This window comes from Lactobacillus sp. N54.MGS-719, assembly GCF_000980505.1.
GTDB lineage: Bacteria > Bacillota > Bacilli > Lactobacillales > Lactobacillaceae > Lactobacillus > Lactobacillus amylovorus.
In genome coordinates this window covers 1-21,443 of record NZ_LARO01000008.1, presented here as the reverse complement: position 1 = coordinate 21,443, position 21,443 = coordinate 1, and the positions used below count along the sequence as shown (strand labels likewise).

Annotated in this window: 22 protein-coding genes and 1 riboswitch; of the genes, 11 read left to right on the top strand and 11 right to left on the bottom strand. The window is 38.8% G+C overall.

Annotated elements, in window-relative coordinates; translation table 11 throughout:
* Positions 1-93 precede the first annotated feature (93 nt).
* Positions 94-1,713 carry a CTP synthase gene (locus WS44_RS02635; protein ID WP_013437086.1) on the top strand — a complete coding sequence of 540 codons (1,620 nt, stop codon included), beginning with the start codon at positions 94-96 and terminating at the stop codon, positions 1,711-1,713.
* A 129-nt stretch (positions 1,714-1,842) separates the two neighbouring features.
* Entirely contained in the window at positions 1,843-3,138 is a 1,296-nt protein-coding gene (locus tag WS44_RS02630) for a UDP-N-acetylglucosamine 1-carboxyvinyltransferase (protein WP_013437087.1), read from the top strand.
* 144 nt (positions 3,139-3,282) lie between these two features.
* Here WS44_RS02630 and WS44_RS02625 read toward each other — a convergent pair whose 3' ends face one another.
* The gene (locus WS44_RS02625; RefSeq protein ID WP_013437088.1) at positions 3,283-4,707 is read right to left on the bottom strand and encodes a C69 family dipeptidase; all 1,425 of its coding nucleotides are present in this window, start codon (positions 4,705-4,707) and stop codon (positions 3,283-3,285) included.
* 60 nt (positions 4,708-4,767) lie between these two features.
* A complete protein-coding gene (locus WS44_RS02620) occupies positions 4,768-5,592 on the bottom strand; it encodes a helix-turn-helix domain-containing protein (RefSeq protein ID WP_013437089.1) in 825 nt (274 codons plus the stop codon).
* Positions 5,593-5,667: 75 nt separating this feature from the next.
* Between WS44_RS02620 and WS44_RS02615 the strand changes: the two genes are divergently transcribed.
* The gene (locus tag WS44_RS02615; RefSeq protein WP_046432948.1) at positions 5,668-6,207 is read left to right on the top strand and encodes a membrane protein; all 540 of its coding nucleotides are present in this window, start codon (positions 5,668-5,670) and stop codon (positions 6,205-6,207) included.
* A gap of 98 nt (positions 6,208-6,305) precedes the next feature.
* On the opposite strand, the gene WS44_RS02610 is transcribed toward WS44_RS02615, so the two are convergent.
* From WS44_RS02610 to WS44_RS02600, 3 genes are all read right to left on the bottom strand, one after another.
* Positions 6,306-7,589 carry a nucleobase:cation symporter-2 family protein gene (locus tag WS44_RS02610; RefSeq protein ID WP_013437091.1) on the bottom strand — a complete coding sequence of 428 codons (1,284 nt, stop codon included), beginning with the start codon at positions 7,587-7,589 and terminating at the stop codon, positions 6,306-6,308.
* A gap of 7 nt (positions 7,590-7,596) precedes the next feature.
* Positions 7,597-8,175, bottom strand: a complete 579-nt coding sequence (locus WS44_RS02605; protein ID WP_013437092.1) for a xanthine phosphoribosyltransferase — start codon at positions 8,173-8,175, stop codon at positions 7,597-7,599.
* A 73-nt stretch (positions 8,176-8,248) separates the two neighbouring features.
* A riboswitch (purine riboswitch) is annotated at positions 8,249-8,346 on the bottom strand.
* 43 nt (positions 8,347-8,389) lie between these two features.
* Positions 8,390-8,908 carry a hypothetical protein gene (locus WS44_RS02600; protein WP_240933572.1) on the bottom strand — a complete coding sequence of 173 codons (519 nt, stop codon included), beginning with the start codon at positions 8,906-8,908 and terminating at the stop codon, positions 8,390-8,392.
* Between WS44_RS02600 and WS44_RS09850 the strand changes: the two genes are divergently transcribed.
* On the top strand, positions 8,886-9,038 hold the full coding sequence (locus tag WS44_RS09850; protein ID WP_013437094.1) for a hypothetical protein: 153 nt from the start codon (positions 8,886-8,888) through the stop codon (positions 9,036-9,038). The two genes, WS44_RS02600 and WS44_RS09850, sit on opposite strands and share 23 nt — an antisense overlap.
* Here WS44_RS09850 and WS44_RS02595 read toward each other — a convergent pair.
* Complete coding sequence (locus WS44_RS02595; protein WP_046432947.1) at positions 9,035-9,547, bottom strand: helix-turn-helix domain-containing protein; 513 nt, start codon at positions 9,545-9,547, stop codon at positions 9,035-9,037. The genes WS44_RS09850 and WS44_RS02595 overlap by 4 nt on opposite strands.
* 224 nt (positions 9,548-9,771) lie before the next feature.
* Between WS44_RS02595 and guaA the strand changes: the two genes are divergently transcribed.
* Complete coding sequence (guaA, locus tag WS44_RS02590) at positions 9,772-11,322, top strand: glutamine-hydrolyzing GMP synthase (protein WP_046432946.1); 1,551 nt, start codon at positions 9,772-9,774, stop codon at positions 11,320-11,322.
* A gap of 215 nt (positions 11,323-11,537) precedes the next feature.
* Positions 11,538-12,062, top strand: a complete 525-nt coding sequence (locus WS44_RS02585) for a methylated-DNA--[protein]-cysteine S-methyltransferase (protein WP_013437097.1) — start codon at positions 11,538-11,540, stop codon at positions 12,060-12,062.
* Positions 12,063-12,233: 171 nt separating this feature from the next.
* On the opposite strand, the gene WS44_RS02580 is transcribed toward WS44_RS02585, so the two are convergent.
* The 4 genes from WS44_RS02580 to WS44_RS02565 form a co-directional block, all read right to left on the bottom strand.
* Positions 12,234-13,115, bottom strand: a complete 882-nt coding sequence (locus tag WS44_RS02580) for a phosphate--nucleotide phosphotransferase (RefSeq protein WP_046432945.1) — start codon at positions 13,113-13,115, stop codon at positions 12,234-12,236.
* 201 nt (positions 13,116-13,316) lie between these two features.
* Positions 13,317-13,832 carry a hypothetical protein gene (locus WS44_RS02575; RefSeq protein ID WP_046432943.1) on the bottom strand — a complete coding sequence of 172 codons (516 nt, stop codon included), beginning with the start codon at positions 13,830-13,832 and terminating at the stop codon, positions 13,317-13,319.
* A 155-nt stretch (positions 13,833-13,987) separates the two neighbouring features.
* Positions 13,988-14,308 (bottom strand): hypothetical protein, encoded by a 321-nt coding sequence (locus WS44_RS02570; RefSeq protein WP_046432941.1) that lies wholly within the window; start codon positions 14,306-14,308, stop codon positions 13,988-13,990.
* Positions 14,295-14,819 carry a GNAT family N-acetyltransferase gene (locus WS44_RS02565; RefSeq protein ID WP_013437101.1) on the bottom strand — a complete coding sequence of 175 codons (525 nt, stop codon included), beginning with the start codon at positions 14,817-14,819 and terminating at the stop codon, positions 14,295-14,297. The genes WS44_RS02570 and WS44_RS02565 overlap by 14 nt, the downstream gene beginning before the upstream one ends.
* A gap of 261 nt (positions 14,820-15,080) precedes the next feature.
* Here WS44_RS02565 and WS44_RS02560 point away from each other — a divergent pair, with 261 nt between their 5' ends.
* The 3 genes from WS44_RS02560 to WS44_RS02550 all read left to right on the top strand — a co-directional run bounded on the left by WS44_RS02560 (position 15,081) and on the right by WS44_RS02550 (position 18,347).
* Positions 15,081-15,362, top strand: coding sequence for a hypothetical protein (locus tag WS44_RS02560; RefSeq protein WP_013437102.1), 282 nt, complete (start codon positions 15,081-15,083; stop codon positions 15,360-15,362).
* A gap of 56 nt (positions 15,363-15,418) precedes the next feature.
* Positions 15,419-16,654, top strand: a complete 1,236-nt coding sequence (gene glyA / locus WS44_RS02555) for a serine hydroxymethyltransferase (protein ID WP_046432939.1) — start codon at positions 15,419-15,421, stop codon at positions 16,652-16,654.
* Positions 16,655-16,745: 91 nt separating this feature from the next.
* The gene (locus tag WS44_RS02550; RefSeq protein WP_046432937.1) at positions 16,746-18,347 is read left to right on the top strand and encodes an APC family permease; all 1,602 of its coding nucleotides are present in this window, start codon (positions 16,746-16,748) and stop codon (positions 18,345-18,347) included.
* A gap of 32 nt (positions 18,348-18,379) precedes the next feature.
* Here the strand turns inward: WS44_RS02550 and WS44_RS02545 are convergent, their stop codons facing one another.
* Positions 18,380-19,210 carry a Cof-type HAD-IIB family hydrolase gene (locus WS44_RS02545; RefSeq protein WP_013641452.1) on the bottom strand — a complete coding sequence of 277 codons (831 nt, stop codon included), beginning with the start codon at positions 19,208-19,210 and terminating at the stop codon, positions 18,380-18,382.
* Positions 19,211-19,328: 118 nt separating this feature from the next.
* Between WS44_RS02545 and WS44_RS02540 the strand changes: the two genes are divergently transcribed.
* Together WS44_RS02540 and WS44_RS02535 are read left to right on the top strand one after the other, a co-directional pair.
* Complete coding sequence (locus WS44_RS02540; RefSeq protein ID WP_046432934.1) at positions 19,329-20,951, top strand: alpha-glucosidase; 1,623 nt, start codon at positions 19,329-19,331, stop codon at positions 20,949-20,951.
* A 110-nt stretch (positions 20,952-21,061) separates the two neighbouring features.
* On the top strand, positions 21,062-21,307 hold the full coding sequence (locus WS44_RS02535; protein WP_013437106.1) for a type B 50S ribosomal protein L31: 246 nt from the start codon (positions 21,062-21,064) through the stop codon (positions 21,305-21,307).
* Positions 21,308-21,443: the final 136 nt, after the last annotated feature.

The window sequence follows — 21,443 nt, the reverse complement described above, 5'->3', positions numbered from 1 at the left end:
AGATAGTATTTTTCTTGGGCACCCTATGTGCGTTTAGCTCCCTAATTTGAGGGAGCTTTTTTGTTTGAAGGATAAATAATAAAGGAGCAGAAAATGACAAAATACATCTTCGTAACTGGCGGTGTCGTATCTTCACTTGGTAAAGGTATTACTGCATCAAGTCTAGGTCGACTTCTCAAGAATCGTGGTTTAAAGGTAACCATGCAAAAGTTTGACCCATACATCAACATTGACCCAGGTACAATGAACCCATACCAACACGGTGAAGTTTATGTTACCGACGATGGTACAGAAGCAGACCTTGATTTAGGTCACTATGAAAGAATCGTAGACGTTAGAACTAGCAAGTACTCTAACGTAACTACTGGTAAGATTTACCAAGAAGTTTTGGAAAAAGAACGTCGTGGTGACTACCATGGTGCAACAGTTCAAGTAATTCCTCATATTACTGACATGATCAAGAAGAAGATCATGCGTGCAGCTCTTACTACTGATTCTGACGTAATCATTTCAGAAATTGGTGGTACTGTTGGTGATATCGAATCAACTCCATTCATGGAAGCTATTCGTCAAATGCGTCGTGAAGTTGGTGAAGACAACGTAATGTACATTCACTGTACTTTAGTACCACTTCTTCACGCAGCTCACGAAATGAAGACTAAGCCAACTCAACATTCAGTTGCAGAACTTCGCAGCATCGGTATTCAACCAAACATGCTTGTTCTTCGTGCGGAAGAGCCAATCGACCAAGAACACAAGGACAAGATCTCAACCTTCACCGATGTTCCTGTTGACCGAATCATTGAATCAATTGATGCTCCTTCATTGTTCGATGTGCCTTTGGCTTTCCAAAAGCAAGGAATGGATCAAAAAGTTTGTGACTTCTTGCACCTTGAAAGTCCAAAGCCAGAAGCTGACATGGAAGCTTGGAAGAAGCTTGACGAACGTGCTAAGAGCTTGAAGCACAAGACTAAGATTACTTTAGTAGGTAAGTATGTAGAACTTGAAGATGCCTACATTTCAGTTACTGACGCTTTGCAACACGCAGGTTACCTTTACAACACTAAGATTGAAGTTGATAAGGTTCAAGCTGAAGATGTAACTGAAGACAACATTGCAGAAATCATGAAGGGTTCAGACGGTTTAATCGTTCCTGGTGGTTTTGGTACTCGTGGTCTTGAAGGTATGATCACTGCTATCAAGTACGCTCGTGAAAATGATATCCCATTCTTAGGTATTTGCTTGGGTATGCAAATGGCTAGTGTTGAATTTGCCCGTGACGTATTGCACCTTGAAGATGCCAACTCTGCAGAAGCTGAACCAGACTGCAAGAACAACATTATCGACATCATGGCTGACAAGCGTGACGAAGAAAATATCGGTGGTACTTTACGTTTAGGTCTTTACCCAGCTGCTCTTAAGAAGGGTACTAAGACTCGTGAAGCTTACGACGACCAAGATGTTATTCAAGAACGTCACCGTCACCGTTTCGAATTTAACAACAAGTACCGTGACGCATTTGAAAAGGCCGGTATGGTCTTCTCAGGTGTTTCACCAGACAACCGCTTAGTTGAAATTATTGAATTGCCAAAGAAGAAGTTCTTCATCGCAGCTCAATACCACCCAGAATTCTTGAGCCGTCCACAACGTCCAGAAGGCTTGTTCAAGTCATTTATTGGTGCAGCTAGTGGTCTTCCAGCTGAAAAATTCTAGAATAATAGATTTGAATTATACAAAATCTTAAGAAAACAAGAACCGAGGGACTCAGCTCTTGTTTTTTTTGCGAATATCCTTTAACATTATTATGATTAATTGAAAGTAGAAAAGGATTTGTTTTCGCCAATGAAGCAGATGATTATTCATGGTGGAAAGCCCCTGCAGGGTGATGTTTGGATTGGTGGAGCTAAGAACTCAACTGTTGCATTGATTCCGGCATCGATTTTGTCTAGAACACCGGTAACTTTGGAAGGCGTCCCAAGAATTGCTGATGTTATTAACTTGATGGACTTGTTGAGTGAGATGGATGTGCATTGCGACTTCGGAGAGACAACTTTGTGCATTGATCCAACCGATATTAAGATGAGTCCTTTGCCAGCTGGTAAGATTAAGAGTTTGCGTGCTTCATATTACTTTATGGGTGCACTTCTTGGTCGATTTGGCAAAGCAGTTGTGGGCTTCCCTGGTGGTGACGATATTGGACCACGTCCTATTGACCAACATATTAAGGGCTTTGAAGCCTTAGGCGCCAGCGTAAAAAATGAAAATGATCAAATTATAATTACGGCTCCTGAAGATGGCTTGCATGGTGCGAAGATTCACCTTAAGATGCCATCCGTTGGTGCTACGATGAATATTATTATGGCCAGTGTGACTGCGCAAGGCCAAACTATTATTGAAAATGCAGCCAAAGAACCAGAAATCATTGATTTAGCTACCTTCTTGAACAACATGGGGGCAGTTATTCGTGGTGCAGGTACTGACTCAATCAGAATTGAAGGTGTGGACATGCTTAAGGCACAAATTCCACATACGATTATTCCTGATCGAATTGAAGCAGGTACTTATGTATCGCTTGCTGCATGCATCGGCAATGGCATTAGAATTCATAATATTATTGAGGAACACCTTGATTCATACCTAGCTAAGGTAGAGGAAATGGGCGTTGTTATTGATGCGGATGAAGATTCACTTTATGTGTACCCAGCCGGTGATTTGAAGATGGTGCAAGTTAAGACTGATGTTTATCCAGGTTTTGCGACAGATTTACAACAGCCAATTACGCCACTTCTTTTGACCGCTAAGTCTGGTGAAGGCGTAGTGATCGATAACATTTATCCAAAGCGAATTGGTCATATTGCGCAATTGCAAAAGATGGGTGCTAACATTAAGGTTGAAGATAATATTATCTTGGCTCATCCAACCCCTCAACTTCACGGTGCAGAAGTAACTGCCGGTGAAATTAGAGCAGGTGCATGTTTAATGATTGCAGGTTTAATGGCTACAGGAACAACGATAATCGACAAGGCAGGTAATATCTTGCGTGGATATGACCGTGTCGAAGAGAAGTTGCGTCAACTTGGTGCTGATGTGAGTATCAAAGATGACCCTTCCGTTCCCGGCATTTTAGATAATATATAAAAGCAGGACTTGCATAATTATTTTAGATTAGTAAAATCATATATTGTGGCGGAATAGCAGGGTAGGCTGTTCCGTCTTTTTTTGTACAAAAAAATCGCATGACATTCGCCATGCGATTTTTATTATCTAAAATTTAGTTTTTTACTAATCGAGCAAGTCGTACTTCAAAGTCATCAAGCCGTGACCTTCGTCAACCATTTGACCAAGAAGTTCAACAGTGTTGTTGTAAACAGTGTCAGCCATCTTTTGGTTAGCTGCAATAAGTTTATCTTGTAATTCCTTACCTGAAAGATCCTTAACTTCCTTGTCAGTGTCGTGTTGGATCTTGTGGCATTGTGCCAAACTCTTTTGTTCAAAGGCATCTTCAAGTTCGCCGTATACACGGTAGTTGGTGTCGCCAAGTTGTGCAGTCAACTTGTTAAGCCAGAAAATCTTGTTCAAGTTGAACTTAGGAGTAGTTTGGAAGCTTTCTGGAGTAGTAGTTACGTTAGTATAGAATGGCACCATTGAATTGAAGGTGTTTGGACCAAATGCCAACCATTGAACACCAGCGATTTCTGCAGGAACGTCGTTTCTGATTTGCAAAATGTGAGTTTCGAAGTTTCTGTTGATACCGATTGGACGGAAGGTCTTCTTTTGTTCAGGAGTACCTTGATCACCATATGCATCGTATGGAGTGTCTTGGTAGTGTGAACTTTCAGCCCACTTGATGTCTTCGATTGAGATCAAACGATTTGCGTGGCAAATAAATGGTTGATCTTGGTCAGCAGGAGTGCCACCGAAGTCTGGGTCGAAGTAGTTGTGGATGTACCAAGCACGTGGGTTGTTGTAGTGAGCATCCTTGATAGTTGATGAACCAAAGATGTGACGCATGTTGTAGCCTTCACGGTCTGGGTTCAAGTGGTATTCACTGATTAAGTCCTTCAAGTCGCTTGCTGCAGCGAAGTTGTCAGTGTCATCGAAGTCGAATTCATCGATGTTCAAACGGTTTGGTGCGATAACGTATGCATCGTCAGGGATGCGACGTGCGATCCAGTGGTGGCCACCGATAGTTTCAAGGTACCAAATAGTGTCCTTGTCTGAGAAGGCCATACCATTCATTTCGTAGGTACCGTATTTTTCAACAAGGTAACCTACACGCTTAACACCGTCAAATGCTGAATGAAGGTATGGAAGAGTTAAAGTAACAAAGTCTTCTTCACCTAAACCGCCTTCTGATGGGTCAAGAAGTGGGTCAACGCCTTGGATGCGTGAGTTAGTAGTGATAGTTTCAGTAGCAGTCATCGCAATGTTTTCTGCGTTGATACCTGCAGCACCCCAAATACCATTTTTGCCTGAAACATCAGGTGCAGAGGTGTAACGAAGAGGAGTTGCAGCTAAATCTTCGTCGTCGATCTTTTGCTTGCTGATAACGCTAGTGTAGTGCTTAGGTTGGTCTTCTGGGTTAACTGCCTTGAAGCCTTCAGGGATAATAACACGACCACCATCTTCACTACGAGCGATCATAGTTGAACCGTCAATAGTTGCTTTTTTACCTACTAAGATAGTAGTACATTCTGTTTGTTTCATTTGATCATTCCTTTACTAGATAAGATTTACTTCATATTAATATTGTATGCAAAAAAGACATTAATTTCCACGAAATACGTTAGGACTGACGCCGCTATATCGTTTAAATGCCTTGGAGAAGGTGAATTCGTCGCCGTAGCCGACCGTATGCGCGATTTGCTTTAAATTATGCGTAGTATTTTGCAACTCCTTCTTAGCGGCCTCCATCCGCAATTGCATCAGATATTTTTGCGGCGAAATCTTGGTATTCTTTCTAAATAGGGCATACAAAAAACTACGCGAAACGCCAAGCCGGTTGCAGAGCTCCACGATGTTGCAAGTAGGGTCGGTGTAGTTTTTGTTCAAATAATCAATAGCGATTTGGTATTGATCGACCTTAGGTGTTTTGCGAACCGGTGGGTGATCAGGAAATTCGTTAACGAGGTGATAGAAGAGCTGATAGGTGAGAGAGGCAATTTGAATGTTATTAAGTAGCGAGGTCTTCTTGTTTAAAATGCCGTAGATTTTATGTAAAGTCGTGAAGAACTTAGTGTTTTGAATCTGCCGCAAAAAGTTTTTATTAGGCAAATTAGAAGCCTTAATCATCTGGTTGGTGCCAGGACCGGCTAACCCAATCCAGAAATACTGCCATGGTTCATCATGATCTGCTTGAAAGTAGCAGGTTTGACTACGTGGAATGTAGAATAGGTCGCCTTCTTTTAATTTGACTGAGTGGTGGCCGCTTGAAGTAAAAGTGCCTTTACCCGACATGATGTAATAGAGGACATCGTTTTTGCGCAAATTATTGCCTTCGAAGTATTCGTCAGGCTGACAAGCTTGCTCACCATAAAATAGAATGTGGCTTTCGAGATTTTGATTGTTGAAATTATGATATTGGTTCGGCATATTTTCCTCGCTATTGAAAAACTTTTCTTCTATTCCTATTATAGAGAATGATTAAGATTAAGGGGAAGAATGAGTATGGAAAAAGACAAGCAGGATAGATTTTTTGAACGATTTCAGACATCGCTAAGAGAACACCTACTCACTTTTAACGATGGCGTGATTGCGATTATTATTACGATTATGGTGTTGTCGATTCCTGCACTTAGAAGTGACGGCGACTTTTGGTATGATGCGCACCGCATTTTTATCACCTTTAAAAGAGCGACGAAACAGGTCGTCATCGCAGATTTTTTTCTACTGACACTATCGTTTATTCCCGTGATGACTAAGTGGATTATCATTGATCCTTCGCAAATGGCGCTAGCAGTCTACGGCGGCGTTTATCTGTTGGTGCAAGTGTGTGCGTTTTGGATCTTTGTGGCTGGCAATTATGGCCGTGTTCATAATGGAGCCGTTTGGCAGACCGCGTTAGTTAGAACGCTGTTGATCGGGATGCCACTAGCTGTAGTTTTAATTCTTTTGCCTAAAATCACCTTAATCATGTACTTAGTTTTGCTCATCATTTCGTTCTTCGCACCTGATCGAGCACCTAGACGACATTATCATAAAAAGTAAAACGCCTGATTTTTTGTCAGGCGTTTTATGTAGGGTCTAAAGAAATATTTATAGAAAAAATATGTGAGATTTATAAATTATGAAATGGGATATTCAGCTTATTTGGCACCACTTCTTCCATTAAATATAAGGTTAAGCAAAGTAGCACAAATGCTGGCTACTACGATACCGTTACCCAAGAACAATTGAATAGTTTGAGGAAGGTCTTGGAAAATTTGTGGGTAAACGGTAACGCCTAAACCTAATCCGATAGAGATAGCTACAACCAAGATGTTACGGTTGTTTTCAAAGTCAACTTTGGTTAACATTCTGATCCCTTGAACGGCGATCATGGTGAACATGACTAACATGGCGCCGCCTAAGACAGAATCAGGAATAATGGTTACTAAAGCGCCGATTTTAGGAAGAAGACCCATAGCCATCAATAAGCCGGCAGCCCAGTAGATTGGGCGTTTTGTTTTAATACCAGATAATTGAAGCAGGCCAACGTTTTGTGAGAATGTAGTGTAGGGGAAGGTGTTGAAAAGCCCACCGAAGACTTGTGCCAGTCCTTCGGCACGATAACCGCGTTTAAGGTCATCTTCGGTAATATCTTTATGAAGCAGGTCGCCGATTGCAAAGAAGACACCGGTTGATTCAACCATAGAAACCAATGCAATGATGATCATTGTTAAACAAGACGACCATTCAAATTCAGGCGCTCCGAAGTAGAAAAGCTGTGGCAGGTGGAACCATGAAGCTTGTATAACTGGTTTTAAGGAAACAAGTCCCATGAAACTTGCAATAACGGTTCCGGCGATTAATCCGATCAAAACAGAAATTGAACGAAGGAATCCTTTGGTCCAGACTTCGATGGCAACGATGATGAGGATGGTAAGAAAGGCAGCGATAAGATTTTTCGCATCACCGAAGTCTTTGGCTTGAGCATTGCCACCGCCCATGTTTTGGACAGCAACAGGAACCAAAGTTAACCCAATAACTGTAATTAAAGTTCCTGTGACGACTGGCGGGAACAGCTTTTTAATTTTTGAGAACCAACCAGCGACTAGGAAAACGAAGATACCGGCGACGATGATTGCGCCGTACATCGTGTTGATCGAAAATTTTTGTCCGATCATTTCAAGTGGGGCAACAGCTTGGATGGCACAGCCTAAAACAACGGGAAGGCCGATACCAAAGTATTTGTTGCGGAACAATTGGATCATGGTGGCAAGACCACACATGAAGATATCAATGGAAACAAGGTAAGTCATTTGTTCGCTATTGAATTTAAGTGCGGTACCGATCAAAAGAGGAACGGCAACAGCACCGGAATACATGGCGAGCAGGTGTTGCAAACCTAAGACAGCAGCTTTTTTGTGACTAACTTCTTTTTGTGCCATTTTTTATTTATTCTTCTCCTTCGAAGTGTACTTTACCGTCTTTGAAACTGTCGATACTTGCTAGAGCTTCAAAGCGTAAGCCTTCGTTTTTAACCCAGTCGCTTCCGCCTTGGAAGGTTTTGGCAACGACGGCACCGACACCAACGATGTCACAGCCGGCTTGTTTAGCAATGTTAACCATACCTTTAACGGCTTCACCGTGGGCAACGAAGTCATCAACGATTAAAAGGTGTTCACCTTTGTGTAAGAATTTTTCTTCAACACAGATCTTGTTGGTAACTTTCTTGGTGTATGAGAAGACATCTGCCCAGTAAACTGCGTCGTTAAGAGTAGATGGCTTCTTCTTTCTGGCAAAGACCATTGGCACGCCCAATTGATAAGCGGTCATGATGCCAGGTGCGATACCTGATGCTTCACAGGTCAAAATCTTGTCGATTTTTTCATCGGCGAAAAGTCGCTTGAATTCTTCACCAACTTGCATCATTAACTTGGGATCAACTTGGTGGTTCAAGAATGAGTTAATCTTAAGAACATCGCCGTCTAAAACTTCCCCATCTCGTTTAATTCTGTCTTCTAATAACTTCAACTACTTAATCCTCCTAAAGAAATAAGGACCTCTTCTACCTACGTTTAGGTAAAAGAAGTCCTTAAGATGTTTTTCTTAACTTTCATTCACCTATAGTCCACCATTTACGGTAGTGGGTAGAAACTGTCGACCTTATTTCGACGATATATAGATATTCTTGTGTTGGTTTAATAGTAACAAAATACATTGCCGAACACAAGTGGGAAATTAAGCATTAATGTTCGATTATTTCTAATCGGAGGCGACGTCGTCGCTTTTCATACTGAAGATTTTTTCTAAAATGCCGTAGGTAATTCCGGAGATAGGCCAAACGATCCAGCTTGTTTTGCGGCGTGTAGTCTTTAACTTGAAGAAGAATGTCGTAGCCATCTTCGATGGTGTTGGTTTTGACAAAGAAGAAAACTCCGATAGCAATTAAAATCAGGGTGATGGCAACTGAACCGGTCATCAGTGAATCGATTTGATTGCCGGAAAGATGTTGGGTGAAGAATGCGCCGCAGAGAATTGGAATGGCGGAGATGATGCATAAAACGGTGGCGGTGATCGTCATTGCTGTGTAGGTTGAAGCATATTGTTCTTTTTCGGCTTCAACTTGTTTAGTCGTTTCCTCGTCTAGAGTGCAGTTCTCGTATTCTAGTTTTTCATAGATTTTGATGTAGCGATTAGATGCGATGAAGAATGCGACACCGGTAGCGACGATGATCAGTAAAATGATGACGCCTAATGCAGTCATCGTGTCTACTGATGGTGTAGATGAACCAAGCTTGGCAAAGCTAATGAGCGCAAGAAGGGGAGCCGAGCTTAGAATGCAAAGTAAAACTCCTGTGGCAGTTAAATTAGCTGACTTTTTGCGTGGTCGTTAAATCGAATTGCTCTTGAGTAATTTATATTCACACATTATTAATCTTTCATGAATAAAGCAGCCCAATGCAATGGCAATAATAATAACAGGTAAGACATATGATACTGTCCCTAAAATATTAGGAGAGATAAATGTGAAAGAAGAAAATAGACAAAATGCTGCAATTGATAGAAAAATTAGAGCAAGAGTTAAACTTTCAAAATGAGCTGCATTTTTTGCAACTTCCAAATATTGAGTGATTTCATGATCACTAATCTTGGGTAATTTTTTAGTTTCTTCTTCCGTTGTTTTCCCGGGTAATTCAAAAGAAGGTGTACCATTTTTTAATAAATAATCAGTGGTAACACCGAATAATTCTGATAAATCGACAATCTTTTCAATATCAGGAATCGATTGATTACTTTCCCACTTAGAAACGGCTTGGCGACTGACATTCATTTTTTCAGCCAAAGTTTCTTGAGAAAGACCAGATTTTTTGCGTAATTCTGCAATTTTTTGACCTAGTTTCATAATTGGTCGTCCTTTCTGTTTTGGTGATGATTTTAATTTATAAAAAAGATTAGTTGCTAACAAGAACTTTTTGCTTGCGTCTTAGGCAACTAGCGGTTGCAACTGGTAGTTGCATTACCTAAAAGCTGAACATTTAACTTCGGTTTCATAAATATTGATTGACCTTTTTGAAAATTCCTAGTAAAGTTGATTAAAAATGTGTAGTTGAAAAGAGGGAGAATCAAGTGGCTAAAAATCTAGACGATTTTGACAAGATTATTGTTCTTGACTTTGGTAGTCAATACAATCAATTAATCACTCGACGCATTCGTGATTTTGGCATCTACTCAGAACTTTTGCCCCACGATCTTTCAATTGACAGGATCAAGGAAATGAATCCTAAAGGAATTATTTTCTCAGGTGGTCCAAACAGTGTTTATGACGATGGTGCTTTGAAGGTTGATCCTGAAATCTTTAAATTGGGTATTCCTATTTTGGGTATTTGTTACGGGATGCAACTGATGAGCTATGACTTGGGCGGCAAGGTTGAACCTGCTGATAACAAGGAATACGGTAGAGCAAACATTACTGTCGAAGATCCAGACAGTGCTTTATTCAAGGGCTTACCAAGCAAGCAATACGTTTGGATGAGCCACGGTGACTTAGTAACCCAAGCACCTAAGGGCTTTGAAGTAACTGCTTCAAGCAAGAACTGTCCAATCGCTGCAATTAATAACCCAGACAAGAAGTTTTACGGTATCCAATTCCACGCTGAAGTTCGTAACTCAGAATATGGTTTGGACATCTTGAAGCGTTTTGCCTTTGACGTTTGTGGTGCCGTAGCTAACTGGACGATGGATGACTTCATCGACATGAAGATTGGCGAAATCCGTAAGGAAGTCGGTGACAAGAAGGTTATCTTAGGTCTTTCTGGTGGTGTTGACTCAAGTGTTACTGCCACTTTGCTTCACAAGGCAATTGGTAATCAATTGACTGCTATTTTCGTTGATCACGGGATGCTTCGTAAGGACGAAGGCGACCAAGTTATGAAGGCTTTGAACAAGGACCTCGGTGTTAACATTATCCGTGTTAACGCACAAAAGAGATTCTTGGACAAGCTTAAGGGCGTAACTGATCCTGAAAAGAAGCGTAAGATCATCGGTAAGGAATTTATCGAAGTCTTCAACGAAGAAGCTAAAAAGATTAAGGATGTTGACTTCTTAGCACAAGGTACTTTGTACACTGACGTCATTGAGTCAGGTACTAATACTGCTCAAACTATCAAATCACACCACAACGTAGGTGGTCTTCCTAAGGACATGCACTTTAAACTTATTGAACCACTTCGCAAGTTGTTCAAGGATGAAGTTCGTGAACTTGGTGAAAAACTTGGTATTCCACATGACTTAGTATGGCGTCAACCATTCCCAGGTCCAGGTCTTGGTATTCGTGTTCTTGGCGAAGTTACTGAACCTAAGCTGAAGATCGTGCGTGAATCTGATGCGATTTTGCGTGACGAGATTAAGAAAGCTGGATTGCAAGAAAAGATTTGGCAATACTTTACTGTTTTGCCAGGAATTCGTTCAGTTGGTGTGATGGGTGATGGTCGTACTTATGACTACACCATTGGTATTCGTGCCGTAACTTCAATTGACGGTATGACTGCAGACTTTGCGAAAATTCCATGGGACGTACTTGGTCACATTTCAGATAGAATCGTTAACGAAGTAGATAACGTTAACCGTGTAGTTTACGATGTAACGAGTAAGCCACCTTCCACTATTGAATGGGAATAGAAATGAATATAAGAAAAGCTCACAATTAATTTTGTGGGCTTTTTAGATGTAAATTTGTTATAATTTAAGTAAAGAAAAAAGAGATCTGTAGATCTCTTTTTGCAGCCCGCCTTAAGAGCGGTGGCTAAAAGTTATATTTTCGACATGCGCCTACTCAATAACTTACCCAAGTTAATAGATTGAGCGGCGTTTTTATTTTTTGTGCTGGTCGATGTATGTCAGCAAAGTTAACAGGAACATCCCAAGCAAAAGAAAGTGAAGAATTGAAAAACTATAGCCTGACATTAGAAACACCAATAGGTCTTCTCAAAATTACAGCAAATGATAAAGCAATTATTGCGATTAAGCCTATTGAGGTTGAAAAGAATAGATTACTATCTGAGGATGCCAACGAATTAGTTAAAAAATGTGCTCAAGAGCTAAAAGAATACTTGGCAGGTCAACGTACAAATTTCGACTTACCATTAGCACCTAAAGGGACTGATTTTCAAGAACAGGTTTGGCAAACTCTTCAAAAAATTCCTTATGGCGAAACAAGAACTTATGGTGAAGTCGCACAGATGATGGGTAAGCCGAAGGCTGCTCGTGCAATTGGCATGGCTAACCATACTAATCCTATTTTGATATTAATACCATGTCATCGTGTGATTGGTGTAAATGGTAGTTTAACCGGCTATGCAGCGGGAATAGAAAATAAGAAGTATTTACTTGAATTAGAAAAGAGCAAGGAAAAAGTGTAATAATATATTTTTGTAGTTATGATACTATCTTTTCATCTCTAAATAGTGTGCCAAAAGGGACAAGACTTTGTTTGCTTTATCTTCACCTTTTATTTTAGACAAAATAAAAAGTGCCAGATCACGAATCCGTCGATTCATGATCCAACACTAGGTTAGTATGTTTATATTGCATTAATATTTATCTTCATCCTGTAGTAATTGCTTAGCTAAATTCAATTCCTTTTCTTGATCTGGAGACATCGTTGGATAAGCTAATGGTAACTTTTCTAATCGCTTAGTCAGAATATCAGATACGATTAAACGTGAGTACCATTTATCATCTGATGGAATGACATACCAAGGATTCTTCTCAGTTGCTGTGGCATTAATGGCTTTTTCATAAACACTTTGGTACTTATTCCAATAATGACGTTCTTTAATATCAGAAGAAGATAGTTTCCAATTCTTTTTTGGTGTTTGAATTCTTGCCATAAAACGTCTTTTTTGTTCATCTTTAGAAATATGGAGGAAGAATTTAAGAATTACGTAGCCATTTCTCGTTAAATATTCTTCATAATTACGAATATCTTTATAACGGTTCTCAAAGAAATGATCATCGATATCTGTTAGAGAATGAATATTTGGCAAATTATCATTCAATATAATCTGTGGATGAACACGTGAAATTAAAACATCTTCATAGTAAGAGCGATTAAACACACCTATATGTCCACGTGGTGGCAATTCTCGATTAACCCGCCAAAGATAGTCATGATTTAATTCTTCTGCTGTTGGTTGTTTAAAACTGACTGCATTAAAGCCGCTAGGGTTAACGCCAGAGAGAATATGCTTAACCATACTATCTTTACCAGCCGCATCCATACCCTGTAATACAATTAGAATGCTATATTCATGTCGAGCATTCATTTTAGCTTGTGCTTTATCAATGTGCTTAATATTTTGTTTGATTTGTTTTTTTATTTTCTTTAATTTTTTACTAGAGTCTTCTACAAAAGTTGGGGCTTTAGAAATTTGAAAGTTTGCTTTTCTGTAACAGAATTGTTTTGTTTCCATAATAAAATCGCCTCTTTGTGTTTACTATAGACATGTTGTAAGTGATTGTCTAGAAAAAGCACTTTAAAAATGTTAATTGGAATCAAGTTAATCAGGAATACAAACGTGATTATGCTAAAGCTGCTGTAGCTGTGATGGAGAATAAGGGAATAGACCACCAAAAAAGCTCTCGGCATCGAAACAATGCTGAGAGCTTTCTCATTATTTAGATAATTTGTGCACTTTATGAGCTAGAACCATTTCTTTGTTACGATCTTCGTAGATGACATCCTTTACATAATTCCATGGTGCTAATAAACGCCCCTTATTATTACGCCGGAATAAAAAATCGGCGTGATGATTATTAAGGTGACGCAAATATCTCTTAGCATTTTGAATATGCGTATAATGTTTTAATGCAATTCTAGGCTCAAAGTCGATGATCTTATGATCAGCGTTAAAGATTGGATGAACTTTATGGTGCCAATTCTTTGTATCGGCAATGTGTTGGCTCACTTTCTTACCAGCATTGACGATGTTCTCCTTAGTGGCCAAACCATTCTGATCTTCCAATTGTGCGTGTGGATCCAAATAATAGTTTCCTAAACCGTCTTGACGATAGAGTCTTAATTTTTTGAAAGACTTATCTTTGTGGTCCATTTTAACTTCGATAACATCACCATTAACATGATTCATTAAATACATGTGATGTTTTTTTGTATAATTAACACTTTTCATGATCAGAAATTTCACCCCTATTCAACCTAAAAATTATAAACATATTTTCTTTCGATGTATAGCAGAATAGCACAAAATTTTAGATAAATCATCTTTTTCAGCTTGAATAGGTTTATCTTAATAAAGAAATATTCGGGGAAAGGCTAAAGAATGCGTTAATTCAAAATTTTTTCTAATTCTTTACTAAATTCGTCTTTTTGCAATGTAGTAGTTAGATAATGAATTTGAGCTTGGTTATCATAAACTGTGAAAGCAATTCTGACGGAACCCATTTTCCCTAAATTTAGTCGCATTTCATAGCAGGGAAGTCCATTAATTTTCTGTTGAGTGGCAACCTTGACTTTTGTCATGCCGGTTTGCACTTCTTTAGTAATTGCAGTTGTAATTTTGGTTTGAGCTAACTTTTTAGCTTGAGGATGTTTTTTAAAAAATGCTTTACAGCCTTTATGACTAAATTTCAATTTAAGCATTGGCATCACAATCTTTGTAAAAGTAGATATCACTTTTGTTTTCTTGTGGTGTGCCACGGTAATTACGATTGTTAAAGCCGCCAATTTCAAAACCATTTTTTAGATAAAATAGACAAGCAGATAAGTTGTTATCTTGCCCGATAGTATAGATGCCTTGCATTTTTCTCTTTTTTGCTTCATTCATGCAGGCTGCGATAAGTTTGCTACCAATACCATGTTTACGGTAAGCAGAATTAACTTTTAGATCATCTAAATAAAGATACTTGAACATGTCTTTTTGCAAGATAGCTAAGCCAATGCATTTTTCGCCCTCATAAGCACCTAAGTAGATTGCATTATCATCATAATCATAATTTTCATTGGGAAAACATTGAGTTGAAGTTTGTTCAAATCTTTTAATAGTATAATCCCATTTTCCGTTTTCTAGACTAGGAATCATTTGACCCCAGATTTTAAATGGTTCATTGGGTAAATTAATATCTATTTGATTATGAATTGCTTTAATTTGAATTGACATCGTATTTCCTTTAAGTTTAACAAAAAGCAGCTTTTTTACGTTTTTTCATTAATTAGTACACATAGAATTATAAAAACGGCGTTTTATTATTTGGCGTGTAAAAAACATGCTTAGCTTTCCGTGAAGCTAAGCATGATGTCCCATAATACAATAAAGCCGCCTGTATTTTTACAGACGGTTTTATTGTAAGAAAAAATATAGTAGATGACAACCATTATTGGATTTGAAGAGTACTTTTCAAAAATTGAAAGGAAGAATTGTATGCGTTTGATTCCTGTTAAGCAGGCAACTACTTTGCTTAAAAGAATATGTAACGATAAAAGTAAATATCGTGAAATTAAACTGCTCACTGCTAAAAAGGACCGCTCTATTACAGTTAAAAATAATGGCACTGAATTAACTTTAATTGAAAATGGTTATTTGCATTTTTCTAAAAATTATTCATTAAAAGAAATATCTACTTGTCGACATGCTGTACAAGCAGCTTTTAGAAAAGAGTTTCCTCGTAGCAATCGAGCTTATCTGATGACAGTGCTAGAATAGTAAATCATTCTTATTAATAGTATAATTTCAATAAAAATAATAAGGGGGCTAAATCCTTGAAATATGCAGAAAAATCACCCGCATTATGGGATGCAATTCATCAAGAAGAAAAACGCCAGCAGAATACCATTGAGCTAATTGCTTCAGAAAATATTGTTTCTGATGCCGTTCGTGAAGCACAAGGCTCTGTTTTAACCAATAAATATGCCGAAGGTTATCCTGGTAGACGTTATTATGGTGGTTGCCAATATATCGATAAGGTTGAACAGCTTGCTATTGATTATGCTAAGAAATTATTCAATGCGAAGTTTGCTAACGTTCAACCTCATTCTGGTTCGCAAGCGAATATGGCAGTTTATCAGGCACTTTTAAAACCAGGCGATACTATCTTGGGTATGGGGATGGATGCCGGTGGTCACCTTACCCATGGAGCTAAAGTCAACTTTAGTGGAAAAGAATATCATTCCTATAGCTATGGTTTAAATGTAAAAACTGAAGAATTAGATTTTGATCAGATTAGAGAAACTGCTTTAAAAGTTAAGCCAAAATTAATTGTAGCTGGTGCATCTGCTTACAGCCGAATTATTGATTGGCAAAAGTTCCGTGAAATTGCCGATGAAGTTGGTGCTTATCTTATGGTAGATATGGCCCATATTGCTGGTTTGGTCGCCACCGGTCAACATCCTAGTCCGATTCCGGTTGCCGATGTGGTCACGACTACAACGCACAAGACTTTGCGTGGTCCACGTGGTGGGATGATTTTATCTAATAATCTTAAAATCGGTAAAAAAATTAATTCAGCTTTATTCCCAGGCATTCAAGGCGGTCCACTTGAACATGTAATTGCAGGGAAAGCACAGGCTTTTTATGAGGATTTGCAACCACAATTTACTGATTATATTAAGCAAGTAATAAAGAATGCTAAGGCAATGGCCGAAACTTTTGCTCAATCAGACAATATTCGGGTGGTTTCAGGTGGTACTGATAACCACTTGATGATCATCGATATTACTGACACTGGTTTGACTGGTAAGGATGCGCAAAACTTGCTTGATTCTGTTAACATTACGACTAACAAGGAATCAATTCCGGGTGATAAGCGTAGTCCTTTTGTTACTAGTGGTTTAAGAATTGGTACACCAGCAATTACCAGCCGTGGCTTTGACGAAGATGATGCTAAGAAGACGGCTTCATTGATTATCGAAATCTTATCTAATCCAAAAGATGAAAAGACGATTGAGCATATTAAAGATGAAGTACATGCTTTAACGCAAAAGCATCCAGTTGAATAAAGTAGCTAACCCCTAGTAGAAAACTAGGGGTTTTTTTGTTACAATTTAGAGCTATGTATGATATTGGGGTGAGGATAGGATAAGTGATGATTTGGAAAAACTAAAACGACATAAAATAGGGTTATTTTCTGCCATTATGCTGGCGCTAAATTCATTGATTGGCTCTGGTTGGCTGTTTGGTTCAGGATCAGCCGCAAAGATTGCTGGTCCAGCCGCCATTCTTTCATGGATTTTGGGTGCAGTAATTATTATTGCGATTGCGTTAACCTATGTAGAATTAGGTTCGATGTTTCCTGAAAGTGGTGGGATGAGCCGGTATGCGCAATATAGCCACGGACCGCTGTTAGGTTTTATCGCGGCTTGGGCTAACTGGATTTCGCTGGTTACATTAGTGCCGATGGAAGCCGTAGCCGCCGTGCAATATATGAGTTCATGGCCGTGGAGTTGGGCTAATTGGACGAAGAACTTCATTAAGAATGGCGATATTACTTTTGAAGGAATCGGCGTTGTTTTCATCTTTATGCTTATTTTTACTATGATTAACTTTTGGTCAGTAAAAATTATGACGCACTTTACCAATTTAATCTCGATTTTCAAGATTCTGTTACCTACTTTAACAATTGTGACGTTGATCTGTAGTGGATTCCATGAACATAACTTTGGTACAAATATCCATGAATTTATGCCATATGGCTCACGTTCAATCTTTGAGGCTACATCAGTTTCAGGGATTATTATGTCTTATGATGCCTTTCAAACGATCATCAATATGGGTGGAGAATTAAAAAATCCACGCAAAAATATTGTGCGTGGTGTGCTTATCTCTATGTTGATTACGGCTGCAATTTATATTATGTTGCAGGTTACATTTATCGGGGCTGTGGAGCCAAGCATGCTAGCCAAAGTAGGTTGGCATGGTATTGATTTCACCTCGCCATTTGCGGATTTAGCAATTTTAATGGGCATCAATTGGTTGGTGATTTTGCTTTATCTTGATGCTTTTGTTTCGCCGTTTGGTACAGGAGTTGCTTTTGTAGCTACTGCTTCAAGAGCATTAGCCGCTATGACTCATACTCGTCATTTGCCTAAGTGGTTAGGACGAATTAATCAAAAGTACATGATTCCACGTTACGCAATGGCTACCGATCTGATTTTGGCCGTGATCTTGGTTAGCTTATTTAGAAACTGGAACCTATTGGCTACTGTAATTACAGCTTCTACTTTGATTGCCTACCTAACTGGTCCAGTGACGGTAATGACTTTAAGAAAAATTCGTCCAGATCTTGATCGTCCATTTAAGCCACGTTACATGCCATGGCTAGCACCAATTGCTTTTGTCTTAACTAGTTTGGCAATATATTGGTCAATGTGGCCAACAACGATTCAAGTTATCTTGGTAATTGCGCTAGGTTTGCCAATTTACTTCTATTATGAAATTCGCTACCAGCATTCAGATTTAAAGAAGCAGTTGCATAATTGCTGGTGGATGATTGGCTATTTGATTTTTATGTCGTTTATGTCCTATATCGGCAGTAACGGCTTTGGCGGTCAAAACTGGATCAAGTACCCATTTGACTTTGTCGTTATCATTGTCGTTTCACTTTTATTCTATTACTGGGGCGTTAAGAGTGGTCGTGATCAATTAGATCCATATGCCGAACACATCGTCCAAAATAAAAATAAGCAAAAATAAAGAGTTGTTGGGATTTTTCTCAGCAGCTCTTTTTAGTTATTGGCTTCATTTAGGTATTTATTTAATACTTTGAACACACCGTTGTCGTTGTTGCTTGGAGCAATAAACTTGGCAATCTTTTTAACGCTATCTTGGCCGTTTTCCATTGCATAGCTAAAACCAGCCAGTTTAAGCATTTCAATGTCATTTTCACCGTCACCGAAAGCAATTAATTCGCTTCTTGGTACATCAAGGTAGGCTAGAAATTCTTTTAATCCAGTAGCTTTATTAACGCCTTGAGGGATAATATCCATATAATTCCAGCCACTAGTGGTAACATGAATCTTCTCCATACTGCGACTATTAAAACCATATTCTAGTTCATGTCGTACCTTGCTAGGATAATCAACGGTAACTTTAGTATATTGGTCATCCGATGGGATTTGAGAGAAGTCATCAATTTCAATGCTGTTAGGATAAAAGTAATGATGGCTACGTTTAAAGGGTGGTGGGGTGCTTTTTAGAAAGTAGGAGTGTTTAACTCCACTAACTAATAAAGTCTTAACAGCTCCAGGGTAGCGTAAACGGAAATAATCGATCAGATTTAAAATGCATTTTTTAGAAAAACAGGTAGTACGAATGATTTTTCCATCACGAACAAGAACAGCGCCATTATCTGCTACAAAGTCAACGGAATCGATAAAGTCGCCAAAATCATCATTTAGGCGACCAGCAGGACGACCACTTGCAATAATGAAATGAGCACCGTGTTTGTGTAATCTATATAAGATTTCGCCAAACATTTCGTGATTGTATTCCTTATTATCATTTTCAAAAGTACCATCGACATCTACTGCGACGGCTTTAAAAGGGAGCTCTGACATAAAAATCCTCCAAATAAAAATTGATACCGTTAACAGTTTACCATTTTCTTGCAAGTGCTTACATTTTTTTTTATCTTAATAGTAAGAAAGTAAATTTTTAGAATTAGAGGAACACGATATGACTCCATGGTGGAAAAAAGCAGTTGTATATCAAGTTTATCCTAAGTCATTCCAAGACAGCAATGGCGATGGAATTGGGGATTTGCAAGGAATTATTTCAAGATTAGGTTACTTAGAAAAATTAGGGATTGATGCCATTTGGCTTTCACCAGTTTATCAATCACCTGGCGTCGACAATGGCTATGATATTTCAGATTATGAGGCTATTGATCCGCAATATGGCACGATGGCTGATATGGATGAACTGATTAAAAAGGCAAAAGAACATCATATTCGCATTGTTATGGATTTGGTAGTCAATCATACTTCAGATCAACACAAGTGGTTTATTGAGTCTAGAAAGAGTAAAAATAATCCTTATCGTGACTATTATATTTGGCGTGATCCAGTTGATGGTCATGAACCTAATGAATTAAAGTCAGCCTTTTCAGGGTCAGCTTGGAAATTTGATGGAAAAACAGGTCAATATTACTTACACTTTTTTGCTGATCAACAGCCAGATTTAAATTGGAAGAATCCAGAATTGCGCCATAAGATCTACGACATGATGAATTTCTGGCTTAATAAGGGTATCGGCGGCTTCCGGATGGACGTGATCGAATTGATCGGTAAGGATCCCGACAAGATGATTCGTGAAAATGGCCCAATGCTTCATCCATATTTGCAAGAAATGAACAAGAATACTTTTGGCAAGCGTGATGTGATGACAGTTGGTGAAACTTGGAATGCAACACCAAAGATTGCGGAAGAATATTCTGATCCTGCACGTCATGAATTATCGATGGTCTTCCAATTTGAAAATCAATCTTTAGACCAACAACCAGGTAAAGAAAAGTGGGATTTGCGTCCGCTCGATCTGGGCGAATTGAAGAAAGTTTTAGTTAAATGGCAAACTGAGATTGATTTTGACCATGCTTGGAACAGTTTATTCTGGGAAAACCATGATATTCCACGAGTAATTTCTCGCTGGGGCAATGACAAAGAATATCGCGTACAATGTGCTAAGATGTTTGCCATCGTTTTGCACATGATGCACGGCACACCATACATCTTTAATGGTGAAGAAATCGGCATGACTAATTGTCCGGTAAAAGATATTAGTGAAGTAGAAGATATCGAAAGCATTAATATGTACAACGAGCGTTTAGCTGAAGGCAATGACAAAGATGAGCTGATTCATGCCATCAATGTTAAGGGCCGTGACAATGCTCGTCGTCCTATGCAATGGAATGATGATAAGAATGCCGGCTTTTCAGATGGTAGGCCATGGCTAGCAACTAATTCTAACTATGTTGATATTAATGTAGAAAAAGCATTGGCTGATCCAGATTCAATTTTTTACACTTATCAAAAATTGATTAAGTTGCGGCATGAAAATGATGTTGTGGTAAACGGTGATTTCGAATTGATTCCTGATACAGGGGATGCAGTCCTTGCATACTACCGCGTATTAGGTGATGAAAAGTGGCTAGTAGTTGCCAACTTATCTGGTAGGGAGCAGAAGTTTAATTCAGCTGATCAGATCGACCAAGTTTTGGTTGCTAACTATGACGAAAGAAATGATTTAAACGATATTACTCTTAAGTCATATGAAGCTTTTGCCTGCAAAATAATTAAGTAGTAGTTATTGAAAAAATATCTTGAATTAATAACTTGAAGATGGTATTCTAGTCTACGTTAATCGATTAATCTATGATCTGTAATACGGTCATGGCAAAGGAGTAATAAATTATGAAACAAGGTATTCATCCAGATTATCAAAAAGTAGTTTTCATGGACTCAGCTACTGGTGCTAAGTTCTTAGCTGGTTCAACTTTGAAGCCAGAAGAAACTATCGACTACGAAGGTAAGACTTACCCATTAGTACGTGTTGAAGTTTCATCAGATTCACACCCATTCTACACTGGCAAGCAAAAGTTTGCTCAAGCAGATGGTCGAATCGAAAAGTTCAACAAGAAGTACGGCTTGAAGAAGTAAACCTTTATCTGGTGGAAGCAGTCCCATTGGGGGCTGCTTTTTTCTACTCTAAGTCAAGTGTTATCAACGATTTTAAGCAATTTTATTTTGAAATACAGGCCTAATCGGGAAATGGCTCCCGGAGAATCGAGTTAAA

What these genes read in the sequence shown, in the direction of transcription:
- WS44_RS02600 (WP_240933572.1), bottom strand. Translation starts at nt 8,908, where the DNA reads ATGACTGCATTAGGCGTCATCATTTTACTGATCATCGTCGCTACCGGT.
- WS44_RS02630 (WP_013437087.1), top strand. Translation starts at nt 1,843, where the DNA reads ATGAAGCAGATGATTATTCATGGTGGAAAGCCCCTGCAGGGTGATGTT.
- WS44_RS02595 (WP_046432947.1), bottom strand. Translation starts at nt 9,547, where the DNA reads ATGAAACTAGGTCAAAAAATTGCAGAATTACGCAAAAAATCTGGTCTT.
- WS44_RS02535 (WP_013437106.1), top strand. Translation starts at nt 21,062, where the DNA reads ATGAAACAAGGTATTCATCCAGATTATCAAAAAGTAGTTTTCATGGAC.
- WS44_RS02615 (WP_046432948.1), top strand. Translation starts at nt 5,668, where the DNA reads ATGGAAAAAGACAAGCAGGATAGATTTTTTGAACGATTTCAGACATCG.
- WS44_RS09850 (WP_013437094.1), top strand. Translation starts at nt 8,886, where the DNA reads ATGATGACGCCTAATGCAGTCATCGTGTCTACTGATGGTGTAGATGAA.
- WS44_RS02570 (WP_046432941.1), bottom strand. Translation starts at nt 14,308, where the DNA reads ATGCCAATGCTTAAATTGAAATTTAGTCATAAAGGCTGTAAAGCATTT.
- WS44_RS02575 (WP_046432943.1), bottom strand. Translation starts at nt 13,832, where the DNA reads ATGAAAAGTGTTAATTATACAAAAAAACATCACATGTATTTAATGAAT.
- WS44_RS02565 (WP_013437101.1), bottom strand. Translation starts at nt 14,819, where the DNA reads ATGTCAATTCAAATTAAAGCAATTCATAATCAAATAGATATTAATTTA.
- WS44_RS02620 (WP_013437089.1), bottom strand. Translation starts at nt 5,592, where the DNA reads ATGCCGAACCAATATCATAATTTCAACAATCAAAATCTCGAAAGCCAC.
- WS44_RS02635 (WP_013437086.1), top strand. Translation starts at nt 94, where the DNA reads ATGACAAAATACATCTTCGTAACTGGCGGTGTCGTATCTTCACTTGGT.
- WS44_RS02545 (WP_013641452.1), bottom strand. Translation starts at nt 19,210, where the DNA reads ATGTCAGAGCTCCCTTTTAAAGCCGTCGCAGTAGATGTCGATGGTACT.
- WS44_RS02540 (WP_046432934.1), top strand. Translation starts at nt 19,329, where the DNA reads ATGACTCCATGGTGGAAAAAAGCAGTTGTATATCAAGTTTATCCTAAG.
- WS44_RS02560 (WP_013437102.1), top strand. Translation starts at nt 15,081, where the DNA reads ATGCGTTTGATTCCTGTTAAGCAGGCAACTACTTTGCTTAAAAGAATA.
- WS44_RS02580 (WP_046432945.1), bottom strand. Translation starts at nt 13,115, where the DNA reads ATGGAAACAAAACAATTCTGTTACAGAAAAGCAAACTTTCAAATTTCT.
- WS44_RS02610 (WP_013437091.1), bottom strand. Translation starts at nt 7,589, where the DNA reads ATGGCACAAAAAGAAGTTAGTCACAAAAAAGCTGCTGTCTTAGGTTTG.
- WS44_RS02625 (WP_013437088.1), bottom strand. Translation starts at nt 4,707, where the DNA reads ATGAAACAAACAGAATGTACTACTATCTTAGTAGGTAAAAAAGCAACT.
- WS44_RS02585 (WP_013437097.1), top strand. Translation starts at nt 11,538, where the DNA reads ATGTCAGCAAAGTTAACAGGAACATCCCAAGCAAAAGAAAGTGAAGAA.